This is a genomic window from Franconibacter sp. IITDAS19 (genome assembly GCF_023079515.1).
Taxonomy (GTDB): domain Bacteria; phylum Pseudomonadota; class Gammaproteobacteria; order Enterobacterales; family Enterobacteriaceae; genus Franconibacter; species Franconibacter pulveris.
In genome coordinates, this window is sequence record NZ_JALJCP010000002.1 from 490,209 (window position 1) to 507,054 (window position 16,846).

The 16,846-nt window shown below is 55.0% G+C and carries 15 protein-coding genes and 1 other annotated feature; of the genes, 5 read left to right on the forward strand and 10 right to left on the reverse strand.

What is annotated here, in order from left to right:
• Window positions 1-43 precede the first annotated feature (43 nt).
• The 6 genes from acnA to topA all read right to left on the reverse strand — a co-directional run bounded on the left by acnA (window position 44) and on the right by topA (window position 7,552).
• Window positions 44-2,719 (reverse strand): aconitate hydratase AcnA, encoded by a 2,676-nt coding sequence (gene acnA, locus MT962_RS08200; protein ID WP_048887451.1) that lies wholly within the window; start codon window positions 2,717-2,719, stop codon window positions 44-46.
• Between the two features lie 168 nt (window positions 2,720-2,887).
• The gene (gene ymiC, locus MT962_RS08205; protein WP_229701815.1) at window positions 2,888-2,986 is read right to left on the reverse strand and encodes a small membrane protein YmiC; all 99 of its coding nucleotides are present in this window, start codon (window positions 2,984-2,986) and stop codon (window positions 2,888-2,890) included.
• 145 nt (window positions 2,987-3,131) lie between these two features.
• Window positions 3,132-3,311, reverse strand: coding sequence for a hypothetical protein (locus tag MT962_RS08210; protein WP_125454199.1), 180 nt, complete (start codon window positions 3,309-3,311; stop codon window positions 3,132-3,134).
• Between the two features lie 2 nt (window positions 3,312-3,313).
• Window positions 3,314-3,475, reverse strand: coding sequence for a YmiA family putative membrane protein (locus tag MT962_RS08215; protein WP_081708423.1), 162 nt, complete (start codon window positions 3,473-3,475; stop codon window positions 3,314-3,316).
• Between the two features lie 319 nt (window positions 3,476-3,794).
• Window positions 3,795-4,769 (reverse strand): HTH-type transcriptional regulator CysB, encoded by a 975-nt coding sequence (gene cysB, locus MT962_RS08220; RefSeq protein WP_024556118.1) that lies wholly within the window; start codon window positions 4,767-4,769, stop codon window positions 3,795-3,797.
• A 182-nt stretch (window positions 4,770-4,951) separates the two neighbouring features.
• A complete protein-coding gene (gene topA / locus MT962_RS08225) occupies window positions 4,952-7,552 on the reverse strand; it encodes a type I DNA topoisomerase (protein WP_024556117.1) in 2,601 nt (866 codons plus the stop codon).
• A 401-nt stretch (window positions 7,553-7,953) separates the two neighbouring features.
• Here topA and MT962_RS08230 point away from each other — a divergent pair, with 401 nt between their 5' ends.
• Window positions 7,954-8,205 (forward strand): YciN family protein, encoded by a 252-nt coding sequence (locus MT962_RS08230; RefSeq protein ID WP_024556116.1) that lies wholly within the window; start codon window positions 7,954-7,956, stop codon window positions 8,203-8,205.
• Window positions 8,206-8,235: 30 nt separating this feature from the next.
• On the opposite strand, the gene sohB is transcribed toward MT962_RS08230, so the two are convergent.
• Entirely contained in the window at window positions 8,236-9,285 is a 1,050-nt protein-coding gene (sohB, locus tag MT962_RS08235) for a protease SohB (protein WP_024560134.1), read from the reverse strand.
• A gap of 256 nt (window positions 9,286-9,541) precedes the next feature.
• Between sohB and MT962_RS08240 the strand changes: the two genes are divergently transcribed.
• Window positions 9,542-10,297: a YciK family oxidoreductase gene (locus tag MT962_RS08240; protein ID WP_024556114.1), complete on the forward strand. Its 756-nt coding sequence runs from the start codon at window positions 9,542-9,544 to the stop codon at window positions 10,295-10,297.
• Entirely contained in the window at window positions 10,294-10,884 is a 591-nt protein-coding gene (cobO, locus tag MT962_RS08245) for a cob(I)yrinic acid a,c-diamide adenosyltransferase (protein ID WP_024556113.1), read from the forward strand. Before MT962_RS08240 ends, cobO begins: the two co-directional genes overlap by 4 nt.
• Before the next feature lie 56 nt (window positions 10,885-10,940).
• On the opposite strand, the gene rluB is transcribed toward cobO, so the two are convergent.
• The 3 genes from rluB to MT962_RS08260 form a co-directional block, all read right to left on the reverse strand.
• Window positions 10,941-11,816, reverse strand: a complete 876-nt coding sequence (rluB, locus tag MT962_RS08250) for a 23S rRNA pseudouridine(2605) synthase RluB (protein WP_024556112.1) — start codon at window positions 11,814-11,816, stop codon at window positions 10,941-10,943.
• 96 nt (window positions 11,817-11,912) lie between these two features.
• Window positions 11,913-12,533: an L-threonylcarbamoyladenylate synthase gene (locus tag MT962_RS08255; RefSeq protein ID WP_024556111.1), complete on the reverse strand. Its 621-nt coding sequence runs from the start codon at window positions 12,531-12,533 to the stop codon at window positions 11,913-11,915.
• The gene (locus MT962_RS08260) at window positions 12,530-13,411 is read right to left on the reverse strand and encodes a PHP domain-containing protein (protein ID WP_247365364.1); all 882 of its coding nucleotides are present in this window, start codon (window positions 13,409-13,411) and stop codon (window positions 12,530-12,532) included. Before MT962_RS08260 ends, MT962_RS08255 begins: the two co-directional genes overlap by 4 nt.
• A gap of 158 nt (window positions 13,412-13,569) precedes the next feature.
• Window positions 13,570-13,662 (forward strand) — a sequence feature (Trp leader region).
• A gap of 25 nt (window positions 13,663-13,687) precedes the next feature.
• Between MT962_RS08260 and MT962_RS08265 the strand changes: the two genes are divergently transcribed.
• The gene (locus MT962_RS08265) at window positions 13,688-15,250 is read left to right on the forward strand and encodes an anthranilate synthase component 1 (RefSeq protein ID WP_024556109.1); all 1,563 of its coding nucleotides are present in this window, start codon (window positions 13,688-13,690) and stop codon (window positions 15,248-15,250) included.
• On the forward strand, window positions 15,250-16,845 hold the full coding sequence (gene trpD / locus MT962_RS08270) for a bifunctional anthranilate synthase glutamate amidotransferase component TrpG/anthranilate phosphoribosyltransferase TrpD (RefSeq protein WP_048887448.1): 1,596 nt from the start codon (window positions 15,250-15,252) through the stop codon (window positions 16,843-16,845). The genes MT962_RS08265 and trpD overlap by 1 nt, the downstream gene beginning before the upstream one ends.
• The last annotated feature ends 1 nt before the right edge of the window (window position 16,846 follow it).

The window sequence follows — 16,846 nt, forward strand, 5'->3', positions numbered from 1 at the left end:
GGCCTGCTGATGCAGGCCTTTTTTTATCATGACGCTAAGCAAATCAGCGCAGCATATTACGGATGACATAGTGCAAAATGCCGTCGTTGCGGTAATAGGTCAGCTCATTACCGGTATCAATGCGACAACGGCAATCAATCACTTCAGTCGCGCCATCTGCGCGGGTCAACGTTACCGGCACGGTGGCGGCAGGCGTAATATTCGCCAGATCGCTGATATCAATCCGCTCGTCCCCCGTGAGTCCCAATGTCTTACGCGTGACGCCTTGCGGGAATTCCAGTGGCAGTATGCCCATCCCGATGAGGTTTGAGCGGTGGATACGTTCGAACGATTCGGCGATAACCACGCGCACGCCCAGCAGACGAGGCCCTTTTGCCGCCCAGTCGCGGCTGGAGCCTGAACCATACTCTTTACCGGCAATGACCGCCAGCGGCGTGCCTTTCTCCTGGTAACGCATCGCGGCATCATAGATTGACATCACTTCATCGCCCGGCAACAGGCGGGTCATCCCCCCTTCCACACCCGGCACCATTTCGTTGCGAATGCGAATATTCGCAAAGGTGCCGCGCATCATCACTTCATGGTTGCCACGACGTGAACCGTAGGAGTTAAAGTCGTTACGCTCCACACCATGGCTCAGCAAGTAGCGCCCGGCCGGGCTGTCGAGCTTGATGCTGCCCGCAGGGGAAATGTGGTCAGTCGTCACCGAATCGCCCAGCATGGCGAGAATGCGCGCGCCATGGATATCCTGCACCGGCGCGGGATCCGCCAGCATTTCCTCAAAGAAAGGCGACAGGCGAATGTAGGTTGAATCTGACTGCCAGTCGTAGGTATCCGAAGCCTGAACGTTGATAGCCTTCCAGTCGTCCGTGCCTTCAAACACTTCCGCATATTCTTTACGGAACATTTCCGTGGAAACTTGCTCCATCGCACGGGCGATTTCGCTTGTCGAAGGCCAGATATCTTTCAGATACACCGGGTCGCCTTTGCGATCGTGTCCCAGCGGCTCGGTTTCGAGGTTAATATTCATGTTGCCGGCCAGCGCATAAGCCACTACCAGCGGCGGCGAGGCGAGCCAGTTGGTTTTTACCAGAGGATGAATACGACCCTCAAAGTTACGGTTGCCGGACAGCACGGCGCCAACCGTCAGATCGCCTTTTTTGATAGCTTGTTCAATAGGCTCCGGCAGCGGACCAGAGTTACCGATACAGGTGGTACACCCATACCCGACAAGATTAAAACCCAGTTCGTCGAGATAAGGCGTCAGTTTAGCCCGGGCAAGATAGTCGGAAACCACTTTTGAACCAGGCGCCAGCGAGGCTTTTACCCATGGCTGGCGTTTAAGCCCCAGCGTCACCGCTTTTTTGGCGAGCAGCCCGGCCGCCATTAATACGCTTGGGTTGGACGTATTAGTACAAGAGGTAATTGCCGAAATCACCACCGCACCGTCCGGAAGCTCATATTGATGCCCGCTCAAGGTATACGTGACAGGCTGCTTGTCTTTCCTGGCAGTATTAAGCTCAAGCTCAGTACTGGCCGCGAAAGCTTTCGGCACATCGCCCAGCGCCACGCGATCCTGCGGCCGTTTCGGGCCAGCCAGACTTGCCTCAACATCCCCCATGTCGAGTTCAAGTACGCTCGTAAACACGGGCTCATCGCCAGGGTTTCGCCAAAGCCCCTGCGCTTTAGTGTAAGCCTCCACCAGCGCCACTTGCTCTTCGCTGCGCCCGCTCAGGCGCATATAACCGAGCGTAACGTCATCGACAGGGAAAAAGCCGCAGGTCGCGCCATATTCCGGCGCCATGTTAGCGATAGTCGCGCGATCGGCGAGCGGTAACGAGTCCAGCCCGTCGCCAAAAAACTCAACAAACTTGCCTACTACGCCATGTTTACGCAGCATTTGCGTTACCGTCAGCACCAGGTCAGTCGCCGTGATGCCTTCACGGAGCTTGCCGGTAAGGCGGAAACCCACGACATCGGGGATGAGCATAGAGACGGGCTGACCGAGCATCGCCGCTTCCGCTTCAATACCACCTACCCCCCAGCCCAGCACGCCGAGACCGTTAATCATCGTCGTATGGGAGTCAGTGCCGACCAGCGTATCGGGATAAGCGACCATCACGCCATCCTGTAATTCGCTCCAGACGGCTTTGCCTAAGTATTCGAGGTTAACCTGATGACAAATGCCGGTGCCCGGCGGTACGACGCTAAAGCGGCTGAAGGCTTGCTGTCCCCAGCGCAGGAATACATAGCGTTCGTGGTTGCGCTCCATTTCGAGACGTACGTTTTCTTCAAACGCATCATCATCGCCAAAATGGTCGACGGTGACGGAATGGTCGATAACCAGATCGACCGGGGAAAGCGGGTTTACTTTTGAAACATCACCGCCCAGACGTTTTACCGCTTCTCGCATGGCGGCCAGGTCTACTACCGCCGGCACGCCGGTGAAATCCTGCATCAGCACGCGGGCAGGCCGATAGGCAATCTCCCGATCGGCATGGGCGTTTTTCAGCCAGCCGGCCAGCGCATGCAGATCGTCGGCGGTAACCGTATCGTTATCCTGCCAGCGCAGCATGTTTTCGAGTAAAACTTTTAAAGATTTGGGTAGCCGGGTGATATCTCCAAGTTCCCTGGCCGCCAGTGGCAAGCTGTAGTAATGATAGGTTTTATCCAGCGCCTGCAGCGTGTCCTTACTGGCTTCGCGTAGGGTTGACGACATAGCTCCTCCTGTAATCCTCGGATAGCGATACCCTGACAACCGTCAGGGTCTGTATTTAAAGATAACACAAACATGTCGTAACGATTTGATAACAACCCAAAAAGCTAAACGGCAGGAAAACAGAAAGGAAAAAAGCAAAATGCCCGGCCGAGCCGGGCATTATGGGGATTAGCGAAGGCAGATCCAGACCATCTGGCTCCAGAAGAGCGCTGAGACAGAAAAAGCGCCGAACCATGACCAGTATTTGAGGGTACGTTGATTATTCATAGCTATCACACCAATAAAATAAACCATTCATCCCGACACCATGTTTAATCTGTCGGCCTTATTGCTGTGTAGGTTTATTCTCTCAACCGGAGAAATGATAAGAATGCATTATTGACAGCCTGAAACCAGGTTCACGAAGTGTCGTTTAATGTTTTTTGTGATCTTCTTCAGTAAACAGAGCGATAAAAGCCTGCTGCTGTTCTGTTAATTCCCAATGTCCGTACACCTCATCCCGCGGCATATTTTTGTGGTCTTGCTCACGAGTAGGGTTGTCACGAAGCTGACATCTCCGTTTAGCTGCTGAGCTTTGTAAACGTACAGCCATTTTCAGCCCCAGAAACGCCAGATAAGGAGCGCAACCACAATCCAGAACAGCGCTGAGCCAAGAAAGACGGCCGTCCACGCTTTGCGCTTCAGATCCGCATCCCTACGTGGCTCTTCACTTCCTGATGGCATTGCTAACCTCGTACAATCGACATCGCTTATCATGTTCACACCAAACAATTGGTACAACTAATCATCAGATGAGATAAATCCTAAATAAACTTTAGCCGAAAAGCCAGCATCTTTACGATCATTTTGCTATCGAATAATTAATCTTTTGACGTGAAATAAATTATTGAAGTAGCGAATTTGCGTTAAGGCTTATTATTTTCTATTTTTGTCGCTAATTGGTGACAGTACCCGCGCTAAATATAAGGAGAAAGTCGCAGGGCTGCATAAACACGCGGATGATTCTCTTTCTTATTTCAATTACGTGGGGAGAAAATAAAGGCATCCCCCGTTTTGCTGAGGATGCCAAAAGTGATTATTTGGCAGGCAGTTTGATATCTTTAAACATCTCTTCAATATCTTCATTCGAGCGTAGCGCAACGGCTGCATCGACAACGTCACGCGTCAAATGCGGCGCAAAGCGTTGGATAAAGTCATACATATAGCTACGTAAGAAAGTGCTGCGGCGAAAACCGATCTTCGTGGTGCTGTGGCTGAAAATGCCATCTGCATCAATTCTTACTAAATCGGGATCGGATATTGGATCCACCGCCATGCTGGCAATCACCCCTACCCCCAACCCCAGGCGCACATAAGTTTTGATAACGTCGGCATCGGTAGCGGTGAAAACAATGCGCGGCGACAAGCCCGCACGGTTAAAAGCCGTATCCAGCTCAGAGCGTCCGGTAAAACCAAAGGTATAGGTGACCAGCGGATACTGAGCCAGTTCTTCAATATTCACCTTTTCTTTCGAAGCCAGCGGATGATCGGGCGTGACCACAATTGAACGGTTCCAGTGATAGCAAGGCAGCATGACAAGGTCGTCATACAGATGCAGCGCCTCCGTCGCGATAGCGAAATCGGCATTGCCTTTTGATACCGCTTCGGCAATCTGCGTAGGCGATCCCTGGTGCATATGCAGTGAAACGCGCGGATAGCGCTCAATGAAGCCTTTAATCACGCTCGGCAAGGCATAGCGAGCCTGAGTATGGGTTGTCGCCACGTAAAGCGACCCTTTATCAGGCCAGGTGTGTTCGCCTGCAACCGATTTAATGGCATCGACTTTAGAAAGCACTTCCCGGGCGATACGAATAATTTCCTGACCGGCTGGCGTAACCTGAGTAAGATGCTTGCCGCTGCGCGCAAAAATCTGTATGCCCAGCTCATCTTCAAGCATACGAACCTGCTTACTGATACCTGGCTGCGAGGTATAAAGGCCTTCCGCCGTAGAGGAAACATTCAGGTTGTGGTTAACCACCTCAACGATATAGCGCAACTGTTGTAGTTTCATGTCTGACCATCCAGGGTTGCACCCGCGGCAAGCAGGCTTAAGACGATTTCATAATAAGAAAGGGGAACGCTATAACTACTATATCACTAATAGCTTTAGTGTATAGATATGTAAAAAAAATAATAACAGCGTTATAAAAAGAAAAGGCCGACAGGAGTCGGCCTTAAGCTATTAATTATATTTTATTTTTTACCTTCGACCCATTTGCCGTCGACGTAAAAGGCAGACCAGTTAGTCGCCTTGCCATCCTTTTCAGACGCAACATATTGCTGTTTGGTCTTACGGCTAAAACGCACCATCGTTTTGTTGCCTTCAGGGTCTTCCTGCGGCGCGTCAGCGAGATAGCGCAGTTTTTCCGGCAGACGATCGCGGAAGCGATGTAACTCTTCAACCAGCGGCGCGCGCGTTTCACGTGATTTCGGGAAGGTGTTCGCTGCAAGGAAAACCCCTGCCGCGCCATCGCGAAGAACAAAGTAAGCGTCTGATTTCTCGCACGGCAACTCAGGCAGCGGCACCGGGTCCTCCTTCGGCGGCGCGACTTCACCGTTACGCAGAATTTTACGGGTATTTTTGCACTCTTCGTTGGTACAAGCCATGTACTTGCCAAAACGTCCCATTTTCAGGTGCATTTCAGAACCGCACTTCTCGCACTCCACCACCGGGCCATCGTAGCCTTTGATGCGGAACTCGCCTTCCTCAATCTCATAACCGTCGCAGGTCGGGTTATTACCGCAGATATGAATCTTACGTTTCGGGTCGATGAGGTAGCTGTCCATCGCCGTGCCGCATTTGACGCAACGACGGCGCGCGCGAAGCGCGTTGGTTTCCGCATCGTCACCTTCCAGTACGTTCAGCACTTCATTTTCCGGCACCAGATTGATGGTGGTTTTGCAGCGTTCTTTCGGCGGCAGCGCATAGCCGGAACAGCCGAGGAATACGCCAGTGCTCGCGGTGCGAATCCCCATCTTGCGCCCGCAGGTCGGACAGTCGATGCTGGTCAACACCATCTGGTTCGGGCGCATGCCGCCCTCTTCCGGATCTTTCTCAGCCGTATCAAGCTGCTTGTTAAAATCGTTAAAGAAGCTGTCCAGAACGCCGCGCCATTCAGCTTCATGGTTCGCTACCCGGTCAAGGCTGTCTTCCATCTGCGCGGTGAAATCATAATTCATCAAATCGCGGAAATTTTCTTCCAGGCGGTCGGTGACGATTTCACCCATTTTTTCAGCATAGAAACGGCGGTTTTCCACACGCACGTAACCACGGTCCTGAATAGTGGAGATAATGGACGCATAAGTAGACGGGCGGCCAATTCCGCGCTTCTCAAGCTCTTTAACCAGCGAGGCTTCGCTAAAGCGTGCCGGCGGCTTGGTAAAGTGCTGAGCTGGTGTCAATTCGATTAATGAAAGCGTATCGCCTTCGTTTACCGCTGGCAGCGTGCGATCTTCATCGTTTTTACGCAGCGCCGGCATGACTTTCGTCCAGCCGTCGAAGCGCAAGGTGCGTCCGCGCGCTTTGAGGCGGAAATCGCCTGCCGCTACCGTGAGCGTAGTGGAATCATACTGCGCAGGCGTCATCTGGCAGGCCACGAACTGGCGCCAAATAAGCTGATAGAGCTTCTGCGCGTCCGCTTCCATATCCTTCAACGATTCCGCAAGCACGCTCACATCGGAAGGACGAATGGCTTCGTGCGCTTCCTGGGAGTTTTCTTTACTGGCGTACTGGTTCGGCGCGTCCGGCAGATATTTTTTACCGAAGTTGCTGTCAATGTAGCCGCGAACCATGCTCACCGCATCCTGACTCAGGTTGGTGGAGTCAGTACGCATATAGGTAATGTGCCCGGCTTCATAGAGACGCTGCGCCATCATCATGGTTTTCTTCACGCCAAAACCAAGACGCGTGCTTGCTGCCTGTTGCAGGGTAGACGTAATAAAGGGAGCACCAGGCTTGCTGCTGGTGGGTTTGTCTTCACGCTCTATAACTTTATATTGCGCGCCCTTGAGCAGCTCCACCGCCGCCATGGTTTCATCGCGGCTGACAGGGCGGAATGGCTTGTCATGCTGATGCGTAACCTGGACAGACAGCGCTTCGCTGGAAGGCGTGGTAAGCGAGGCGTCAACTTCCCAATACTCTTCCGGAACAAACGCCTTAATTTCGCGCTCGCGCTCCACCACTAAACGCACCGCGACTGACTGAACGCGGCCTGCAGAAAGCCCACGCGCTATTTTCTTCCACAGCAGCGGGGAAACCATATAGCCCACCACGCGGTCCATGAAGCGGCGCGCCTGCTGGGCGTTTACGCGATCGAGATTCAATTCGCCCGGCTTTTCAAATGCCTGACGAATGGCGTTCTTGGTAATTTCGTTGAAGACAACGCGGCTGTAGCGTTTGTCATCGCCGCCGATCACTTCCCGCAGGTGCCAGGCGATAGCCTCCCCTTCGCGGTCAAGGTCGGTTGCGAGATAAATATGATCGGCTTTTTCCGCGAGCGATTTGAGCTCGGAAACCACCTTTTCTTTACCCGGCAGCACTTCATACTGTGCTTCCCAGTTGTGCCAGGGGTCGATGCCCATACGGCTGACGAGCGCACCACGTTCATCTTTTTTGGCCTTGCCGGCCGCTTTTTTGGTGGAGGCGGAGTCAGCGCTTTTCTTAGGGGCGGAGCCACTGGTCGGCAAATCACGGATGTGGCCTACGCTGGATTTCACCACGTAGTCTTTACCGAGATATTTGTTAATCGTTTTGGCTTTTGCCGGGGACTCAACGATAACGAGAGCTTTACCCATATTCACCTTTACCTGATTGGATTCTTCCAGAATACGTCGCACGTTGCTGCACCTTCCACTGGCGACGAGCCTTTTATATTGCGGCAGCGTCAATGGATATCAACCCTTAAATCACTTAAGCCCGCAGAGACTAAAAACGCGTCATGTGGTTGAGACCACAGGGTTTTCGTACAGGTTAAACCAGCACGACGAACTTCAGGTTGAATGTCAAGCAATTCTGTTGCCAGATTTGCGAAAGGGTCACACTCTACCTGATAAAATTCGTTACGCAACTTTATTAGCATGCAAAAGCGTTTCACGCTACCACGTAAAAGCCCGTAATCCCCCTGCCGGCAACAGGGAAAATTTGCCACCTTTCCTCTGTGAGGCGTACACTACGCGCAGTCTATAAGGAGAGGATTATGCAAGTAAAAACTCAGCCTATCGATCGTGAAACGTTGCTAGCTCACGCCAATAAACTCATTCGCGAGCATGAGGATTATCTGGCGGGTATGGAAGCGACACATGTTGAGCAAAAAAATGGCGTGCTAGTATTTCAGGGCAACTATTTTCTTGATGAGCAAGGCTTACCTACCGCGAAAAGCACAGCGGTGTTCAATATGTTCAAACACCTCGCCCACCAACTTTCCGAGAAATATTACCTGCAGGATTAAAAAACGAGGCGTACAGCCTCGTTTTCCAGGTTACAGCAGCGGTTTTTCTCCTCGCTGCCACCAGCGGAGCAGCAGGCGGTCCAGACTCCGGGCCGCGCTGCCGGTGAACTTATCCATCAGCTTTTTACGGCGCGTGTAGCGTACGCTCACCACCTCTTTTTGCGGCATCTGCTGCAAAATCAAATCGTCGCTGGTGCGAATTTCATCCACTAACCCTTTTTCCTGCGCCTGCAAACCGTACCAGTGCTCGCCCGTTGCGACCTCATTAATATCTAATGAGGGGCGCATGGTCTGTACAAACTGCTTGAAGAGTTGATGAGTTTCGTTGAGGTCTTCACGAAATTTCTCACGCCCTTCCTCGGTATTCTCGCCAAACAGGGTCAGAGTGCGTTTGTATTGTCCGGCGGTGTGAAGTTCGATATCGATATCGTTGCGCTTAAGCAGGCGATTGAAGTTAGGCACCTGAGCGACGACCCCAATCGAGCCGACAATGGCGAAAGGCGCCGCCACAATCCGGTTGGCTACGCAAGCCATCATGTATCCCCCGCTTGCCGCGACTTTATCTACCGCAACGGTTAAAGGGATATTACGATCGCGTAAACGCTGAAGCTGTGATGAAGCAAGACCGTAGCCATGCACCACGCCGCCGGGGCTCTCCAGACGCAGCAAAACCTCATCTTGCGGCTTCGCCACGGCCAGCACGGCGGTAATTTCTTCGCGTAGCGAAGCGACCTCATGGGCATCCATGCTGCCTTTGAAGTCGAGTACGTAAAGCGTTGCCTTGCCGGACGGCGCGCTTTCCCCACGCTTTGCCCGCGCTTTAGCCGCTTTCGCTTCCTGTTTCTCTTTCTTCTTTTGTTCCTTATGCCACTGTTTTTGCTGATGTGTGTCGAGCAGCGCAACCGCTATCTCTTCCTGCATCGTTTTGTACTGTTCATTCAGACGGGTCACGCGAAGCTCGCCGCGCTGATGTTTCTTGCGCTGTGCGACATTCGAAATCAGCGAGATGACGATAACTAACGCCACGACTACCGTCGCGATTTTGGCCAAAAACAGGCCATATTCATAAACTAAATCCACAGTTTCCGCCTCTGTCTTTACGCTCGAAAAACGGCGTTAGTCTACCCGACGCTTCAGCGCGCGTCTCGCGATTAGTCTTGTTCATGCGAGTCAGGTTCCTGATTTTTCCTTGTGCGATGAAATATTTGCAAAATGTTACGCTCAGGTTGTTATGGTCCCCCAGCCGATTGAAATAGTGAGCGGATTAAGGCATAAAGCGCTTTTATGCAAAATGAAGCGTCGGTTTTTGCCCGCCGCTTGCGCCGAGGAGTTGCCCGTGCACTATCAACCGCAAACTAACCTGCTGCAAAACCGCATAATTTTAGTCACAGGCGCCAGCGACGGCATTGGCCGCGAGGCGGCATTGACCTATGCGCGTTACGGAGCGCAGGTGCTTTTATTGGGCCGCAGCGAAGAAAAATTACGCCAGGTCGCTGATGACATAACACGTCTGGGCGCCATCCCGGCCAGCCTGTTTTTGCTCGATTACGCCAGCGCTACGGTTGAAGATTGCCAGCGCGTGGCACGAGAAATCGCCGCTCAGGTTCCTCGCCTGGACGGTTTATTGCACAATGCTGGCATACTGGGTGAAATCGCACCGATGATGGAACAGACGCCGGAAAGCTGGCGTGAAGTGATGCAGGTTAACGTCAATACCACCTTCTTTTTAACCCAGGCGCTGTTGCCGCTGCTGTTGAAGGCGGAAGCAGGCTCGCTGGTCTTCACCACCTCAAGCGTGGGCCGCCAGGGGCGGGCGCAATGGGGCGCTTACGCCGTGTCCAAATTCGCAACGGAAGGCATGATGCAGGTGCTTGCGGACGAATATAAATCGTTGCGGGTTAACTGCATCAACCCTGGCGGCACGCGAACCAAAATGCGCGCCAGCGCCTTTCCGACAGAAGATGCCGATAAACTTAAGACGCCTGCGGATTTAATGCCGCTTTACCTCTGGCTGATGGGCGACGACAGCCGCCGCAAAACCGGCATGAGTTTCGATGCCCAGCCAGGCCGCAAACCGGGAATAGCCGAATGAACGAAGATCGCTATCAGCAACGCCAGCAGAAAATAAAAGATAAGGTCGATGCCCGCGTGGCCGCCGCCCAAGAGGAGCGCGGCATCACCCTCGTGTTTACCGGCAACGGCAAAGGCAAAACCACCGCCGCCTTTGGCACAGCCGCCCGCGCCGTCGGCCACGGTAAAAAAGTGGGCGTTATCCAGTTTATTAAAGGCACCTGGCCGAATGGCGAACGTAATCTGCTGGAGCCGCACGGCGTTGAATTTCAGGTAATGGCAACGGGTTTTACCTGGGATACGCAAAACCGCGAGAGTGATACGGCCGCTTGCCTTGAAGTCTGGCGGCATGCCGAGCGGATGCTGGCCGACAGCGCGCTCGATATGGTGATTCTGGACGAGCTGACTTACATGGTGGCGTACGATTATCTGCCGCTGGAAACGGTCATGCAGGCGCTGCGAAACCGTCCGGCGCACCAGACGGTCATCATCACCGGCCGCGGCTGCCACCGCGATATTCTTGATTATGCCGATACCGTAAGCGAACTGCGTCCGGTTAAACATGCCTTTGACGCAGGCGTTAAGGCGCAAATCGGCATTGACTACTAGCCGTCAGCGTTATCCCGGCGCAGTAAGCAAAACGCCCTCATTCGAGGGCGTTTTATTTAGCTGCCGCTGCGGCCACCGCCGCTGCGACGGTTGCCGCTCACCTGGCTGTGACGTTTTACTGCCCGGCGAATCTGGTTCGCCTTCATACGGCGTCTGTCTTTTTCAACCGCCACTTTGCTGGAGGTCTCCGCGGGCAAGCCCACCAGCTCACGCAGGTAGTTGGTCTGCGCCAGATCAAGCTCCGTCCAGCCGCCGCGCGGCAAACCTTTCGGCAGAGGGATATCGCCATAGCGCACGCGAATCAGGCGGCTTACCTGTACGCCTACCGCTTCCCACAGGCGACGCACTTCACGGTTGCGCCCTTCCGTGAGGGTAACGTTGTACCACTGGTTGATGCCTTCGCCGCCGCTGAAGCGGATAGTTTTAAACGCCGCCGGACCATCTTCCAGCTGTACGCCCCGCGCCAGTTCACGCACTTTCGCATCGTCAACCTGGCCAAAGACGCGTACCGCGTATTCGCGCTCTACTTCCCGGCTCGGGTGCATCAGTCGATTCGCCAGCTCGCCGTCAGTCGTAAAGAGCAGCAGACCGCAGGTGTTAACATCAAGACGGCCCACCGCGATCCAGCGCGCGCCGCGCAGTTTTGGCAGACGGTCGAACACGGTAGGACGGCCTTCCGGATCGTTGCGGGTGCAAAGCTCGCCTTCGGGCTTATAGTAAGCCAGCACGCGGCAGATCTGTTCCACCGACTCTTTTACCGAAACAAGGTGACCATCAATACGAATTTTCAGCGCTGGCGTGACTTCCACACGGTCGCCGAGGGTGGCGATTTTGCCATCCACGCTGACGCGTCCTGCGGTAATCATGGTTTCGATTTCACGGCGCGAACCGTGGCCGGCGCGCGCCAGCACTTTCTGTAATTTCTCGCTCATTGAGCTTCCTTCAGGTGTCGCCTTCCCAGGCGTCGGACAGGATTCGGGGCGCATGACACCCCGATTTTTGGGCGCGTAGTATAGCCTTGCGCAATATTATAAGAAAGGCTTAACGTCGCCCACCCCTTCACGCAATACCACTGGCGCATCGTCGGTGAGATCGACCACCGTCGTGGGCTGCTGCCCCAGATACCCGCCATGAATAATCAAATCGACCTGCTTCTCCAGCCGGTCTTTAATCTCATCCGGATCGGACTCGGTAAAATCGCTGCCCGGCAGCATCAGCGAGGTGGAGAGCATCGGCTCGTTCAGCGTCTCCAGCAGCGCCAGCGCGATAGGATTAGAGGGAACGCGCAGGCCAATCGTCTTACGCTTCTCCTGCAGCAGGCGGCGCGGCACCTCTTTGGTGCCTTTGAGAATAAAGGTGTAGTTGCCCGGCGTGTTGTTTTTAATAAGCCGGAACGCCACGTTATCGACATAGGAGTAAGTGGAAAGCTCAGAGAGATCGCGGCACATCAAAGTAAAATTGTGACCGTCGGGCAACTGACGGATCCGGCAAATCCGCTCCATTGCGCTTTTATCTTCCAGCTTACAGCCCAGCGCATAGCCGGAATCGGTGGGATAAACGATAACCCCGCCTTTACGGATTATCTCTACCGCCTGGTTAATCAGGCGCGGTTGCGGGTTATCCGGATGAATATAAAAAAACTGACTCATACTACCCTCTCTTTTCGTTCTTCCGGCGATGTCCAGCTCGCCCAGACGGGCGTAACGCCAGCAGGCAGCCACAGCTTGCGGCCCAGCTCAATCCATGGCGAGGGCTGATGAAAATCGGAACCCTGGGATGCGAGCAAGCCAAACTGTGCCGCATAATTCGCCAGTTGCGTACGCTCATTCGGCGCCTGCTGACACTGCGCGACCTCCATCGCCTCTCCGCCTGTCTCGGCAAAGTGATGAAGCAGCCGCTTAAGCCATTTTGCGCTCAGGTCATAACGCCCGGGATGGGCCACAACCGCCTGGCCGCCAGAATGATGAATCACATCAATAGCTTGTTTTATTGTACACCACTGCGGCGGAACATAGCCGATTTTCCCCCGCGCCAGATAATGCTTAAACACCTTCGCCGGCTCGGTGGCGCGCCCCGCCTCCACGAGAAAGCGAGCAAAATGCCCGCGAGTTATCATCCCGCCGTCGGCAAAACGCTGCGCCCCTTCCCAGGCGCCGGGAATACGCGCTTTTTCAAGGCGTTCCGCTATCATACGGGCGCGCTGAATACGCCGCTCTCCCTGTTCTGCCAGGAACGCGATCATCGCAGGATGATGAATGTCGATACCGAGGCCGACAATGTGGATCTCATGGTTTTCCCACACGGTGGAAATTTCCACGCCAGCCACCAGGCGCAGCGCCAGGCCTGCGCGGTCGATTTCCGCCTGCGCCGGCTCAATGCCCGCCGTGGTGTCATGGTCGGTAATCGCAAGCGTATGGATTTGCATCCCGGCGGCGCGATGGACCAGTTGCGCGGGCGTTAATAGCCCGTCGGATGCCGTTGTATGGCTATGCAGATCGTAAATGACTGCGGAATCAGGTTCGCTCAAAACGGCTCCACTCGGTTAATAATACGCATTAGGCCGCCCATCATAACGATTCCTGATGTTTTTCTGAAATCAGGGTTGACAATTCGGCCATGAACCAGTTAACTAGTACGCAAGTTCACTGCAAAAGGTATCTGAAAATGAAAGCAACATTGACTCTTCGCGGCTGGTGGCGTACCTCCTGAATCGGGCGGTGTCTTCACGCATGCGTAACGCAATCAGATACCCGGCCCGCTTAAAGCGGGCTTTTTTTTGAACAGAACAGACGGGAAGCCGAGAATGCAAACAGCTAAACCAGCACTTGAACTACTCAGCAGCGAAGGGGTTTACCGTGAAAACCCAACGGCGCTGTTTAACCAACTCTGCGGCGCGCGTCCTGCGACTCTGCTGCTTGAGTCGGCCGATATCGACAGTAAAAACGATCTTAAAAGCCTGCTGCTGGTGGATAGCGCGTTGCGCATTACCGCAATCGGTGACACTGTCACGATATCTGCCTTAACGGATAACGGCGCGGCGCTGCTCGCCCTGCTGGATGATGTCTTGCCTGCAGGCGTAGAGAACACCCGCCAGCCGCAGACCCGCGTGCTTCGCTTCCCACCGGTAAGCCAGTTGCTGGATGAAGATGCCCGCCTCTGTTCGGTTTCCGTATTCGATACCTTCCGCCTGCTGCAAACGCTGGTTGACGTACCGGAGAATGAGCGAGAAGCGATGTTCTTCGGCGGTCTGTTCGCCTATGACCTGGTGGCGGGCTTTGAAGACTTGCCAGCCCTTAACGCGTCGAATCGCTGCCCGGATTACTGTTTCTATCTTGCTGAAACGCTGTTGGTTATTGACCATCAGAAGAAAAGCAGCCGCATTCAGGCGAGCCTCTTTACGCCGCAGCCGCTGGAGAAACAGCGTCTGCAAACACGCATTGAACAGATCAAGCAGCAACTGACTCAGGCCGCCGCGCCATTGCCGGTGCAGGAAGTGGCAAGCATGCGTTGCGAATGCAACCAAAGTGATGAAGAGTATGGCGCCGTCGTGCGCGATATGCAGAAAGCGATTCGCGCCGGGGAGATTTTTCAGGTCGTGCCTTCGCGTCGCTTCACGCTCCCCTGCCCGTCGCCGCTGGCCGCCTACGATACGCTGAAAAAGAGCAACCCAAGTCCTTACATGTTTTTTATGCAGGATAACGACTTCACGCTGTTTGGCGCCTCGCCGGAGAGCTCGCTGAAGTATGACGCCGCATCGCGCCAGATTGAGATCTACCCCATCGCCGGTACCCGTCCGCGCGGACGCCGCGCCGACGGCACGCTGGACCGCGATCTCGACAGCCGCATTGAGCTGGAGATGCGCACCGACCATAAAGAGCTTTCTGAGCACCTGATGCTGGTTGATCTGGCGCGTAACGATCTGGCGCGCATCTGCACGCCGGGCAGCCGCTATGTGGCGGATCTGACCAAAGTAGACCGTTACTCCTTTGTCATGCATCTCGTCTCCCGCGTGGTTGGCGAGCTGCGACAGGACCTCGACGTACTGCACGCTTACCGCGCCTGCATGAACATGGGCACCCTGAGCGGCGCGCCGAAAGTTCGCGCCATGCAGCTTATCGCCGCCGCCGAGGGCGAGCGCCGGGGCAGCTACGGCGGCGCGGTGGGTTATTTCACCGCTCACGGCGACCTTGATACCTGCATCGTTATTCGCTCGGCCTATGTGGAAGACGGCATCGCCACCGTCCAGGCGGGCGCTGGCGTGGTGCTCGACTCCGTGCCGCAGTCCGAAGCGGATGAAACCCGTAATAAAGCCCGCGCGGTATTGCGCGCAATCGCCCAGGCGCATCATGCACAGGAGATTTTCTGATGGCCGACATTCTGCTGCTCGATAATATCGACTCCTTCACTTACAACCTGGCGGATCAGCTGCGGGCAAGCGGCCATAACGTGGTTATCTACCGCAACCATGTCCCGGCGCAGACATTGATTGACCGTCTGGCGACCATGGATAACCCGGTGCTGATGCTCTCGCCTGGCCCCGGCACGCCTTCAGAAGCGGGCTGCATGCCTGAGCTTCTGACCCGGATGCGCGGCAAGCTGCCGATTATCGGCATCTGCCTGGGCCACCAGGCGATAGTGGAAGCCTACGGCGGCTACGTTGGCCAGGCCGGGGAAATTTTGCATGGCAAAGCTTCAAGCATTGAGCATGACGGCCAGGGGATGTTCGCCGGATTAATGAACCCGTTGCCGGTCGCCCGCTATCATTCGCTGGTCGGCAGCAACATTCCGGCAGGGTTGACCGTGAACGCCCATTTCGATGGCATGGTCATGGCGGTGCGTCATGACGCAGACCGCGTATGCGGTTTTCAGTTCCACCCTGAATCTATCCTGACGACGCAGGGCGCGCGCCTGCTTGAGCAGACGCTTGCCTGGGCGCAAACCAGGGTTGAGCAGAAAAATTCGCTGCAGCCGATTCTGGAAAAGCTTTATCAGGCGCAAACGCTGAGCCGTGAAGAGAGCCACCAGCTCTTCTCCGCGATCGTCCGCGGCGAGCTGAAGCCCGAGCAACTGGCGGCCGTGCTGGTCAGCATGAAGGTGCGCGGCGAACACCCGAATGAAATTGCCGGCGCCGCTTCTGCGCTGCTGGAAGACGCCGCGCCCTTCCCGCGCCCGGACTACCTGTTTGCCGATATCGTCGGCACCGGCGGCGATGGCAGCAATAGCATTAATATTTCCACCGCCAGCGCGTTTGTCGCCGCCGCGGTGGGGCTAAAGGTCGCGAAACATGGCAACCGCAGCGTCTCCAGCCGCTCGGGCTCTTCCGACCTGCTGGCCGCTTTCGGCATTAATCTGGAGATGAACGCACAAGCATCGCGCCAGGCGCTGGATGACCTTGGCGTCTGTTTCCTGTTTGCGCCGAAGTATCACACCGGCTTTCGTCACGCCATGCCGGTACGCCAGCAGTTGAAAACCCGCACGCTCTTTAACGTGCTGGGGCCGTTGATTAACCCGGCTCACCCACCGCTGGCGCTGATTGGCGTTTACAGTCCGGAACTGGTGCTGCCGATTGCCGAAACCCTGCGCGTGCTTGGCTACCAGCGCGCGGCCGTCGTGCATAGCGGAGGAATGGATGAAGTCTCCCTTCACGCCCCGACGCTGGTTGCAGAGCTCAATGATGGCGAGATAAAAAGCTATCAGCTGACCGCCGACGATTTTGGCTTATCTCCTTATGAGAAAGCGGACCTCGCAGGCGGCACGCCGGAAGAAAACCGTGACATTCTCACCCGCCTGTTACAAGGTAAAGGTGAGACCGCGCATGAGGCGGCCGTCGCCGCCAACGTCGCGATGCTGATGCGTCTGCACGGCGAAGAAGATTTAAAAACCAATGCCCGGCGGGTGATTGACGTATTACGCAGCGGCAGCGCTTATGACCGTGTTACCGCACTGGCATCAAGAGGGTAAG

Bases quoted from the DNA above. Each gene is read 5' to 3' on its own strand.
- acnA (WP_048887451.1), bottom strand. From the start codon at position 2,719: ATGTCGTCAACCCTACGCGAAGCCAGTAAGGACACGCTGCAGGCGCTG.
- ymiC (WP_229701815.1), bottom strand. From the start codon at position 2,986: ATGAATAATCAACGTACCCTCAAATACTGGTCATGGTTCGGCGCTTTT.
- MT962_RS08210 (WP_125454199.1), bottom strand. From the start codon at position 3,311: ATGGCTGTACGTTTACAAAGCTCAGCAGCTAAACGGAGATGTCAGCTT.
- MT962_RS08215 (WP_081708423.1), bottom strand. From the start codon at position 3,475: ATGATAAGCGATGTCGATTGTACGAGGTTAGCAATGCCATCAGGAAGT.
- cysB (WP_024556118.1), bottom strand. From the start codon at position 4,769: ATGAAACTACAACAGTTGCGCTATATCGTTGAGGTGGTTAACCACAAC.
- topA (WP_024556117.1), bottom strand. From the start codon at position 7,552: ATGGGTAAAGCTCTCGTTATCGTTGAGTCCCCGGCAAAAGCCAAAACG.
- MT962_RS08230 (WP_024556116.1), top strand. From the start codon at position 7,954: ATGCAAGTAAAAACTCAGCCTATCGATCGTGAAACGTTGCTAGCTCAC.
- cobO (WP_024556113.1), top strand. From the start codon at position 10,294: ATGAACGAAGATCGCTATCAGCAACGCCAGCAGAAAATAAAAGATAAG.
- rluB (WP_024556112.1), bottom strand. From the start codon at position 11,816: ATGAGCGAGAAATTACAGAAAGTGCTGGCGCGCGCCGGCCACGGTTCG.
- MT962_RS08255 (WP_024556111.1), bottom strand. From the start codon at position 12,533: ATGAGTCAGTTTTTTTATATTCATCCGGATAACCCGCAACCGCGCCTG.
- MT962_RS08265 (WP_024556109.1), top strand. From the start codon at position 13,688: ATGCAAACAGCTAAACCAGCACTTGAACTACTCAGCAGCGAAGGGGTT.
- trpD (WP_048887448.1), top strand. From the start codon at position 15,250: ATGGCCGACATTCTGCTGCTCGATAATATCGACTCCTTCACTTACAAC.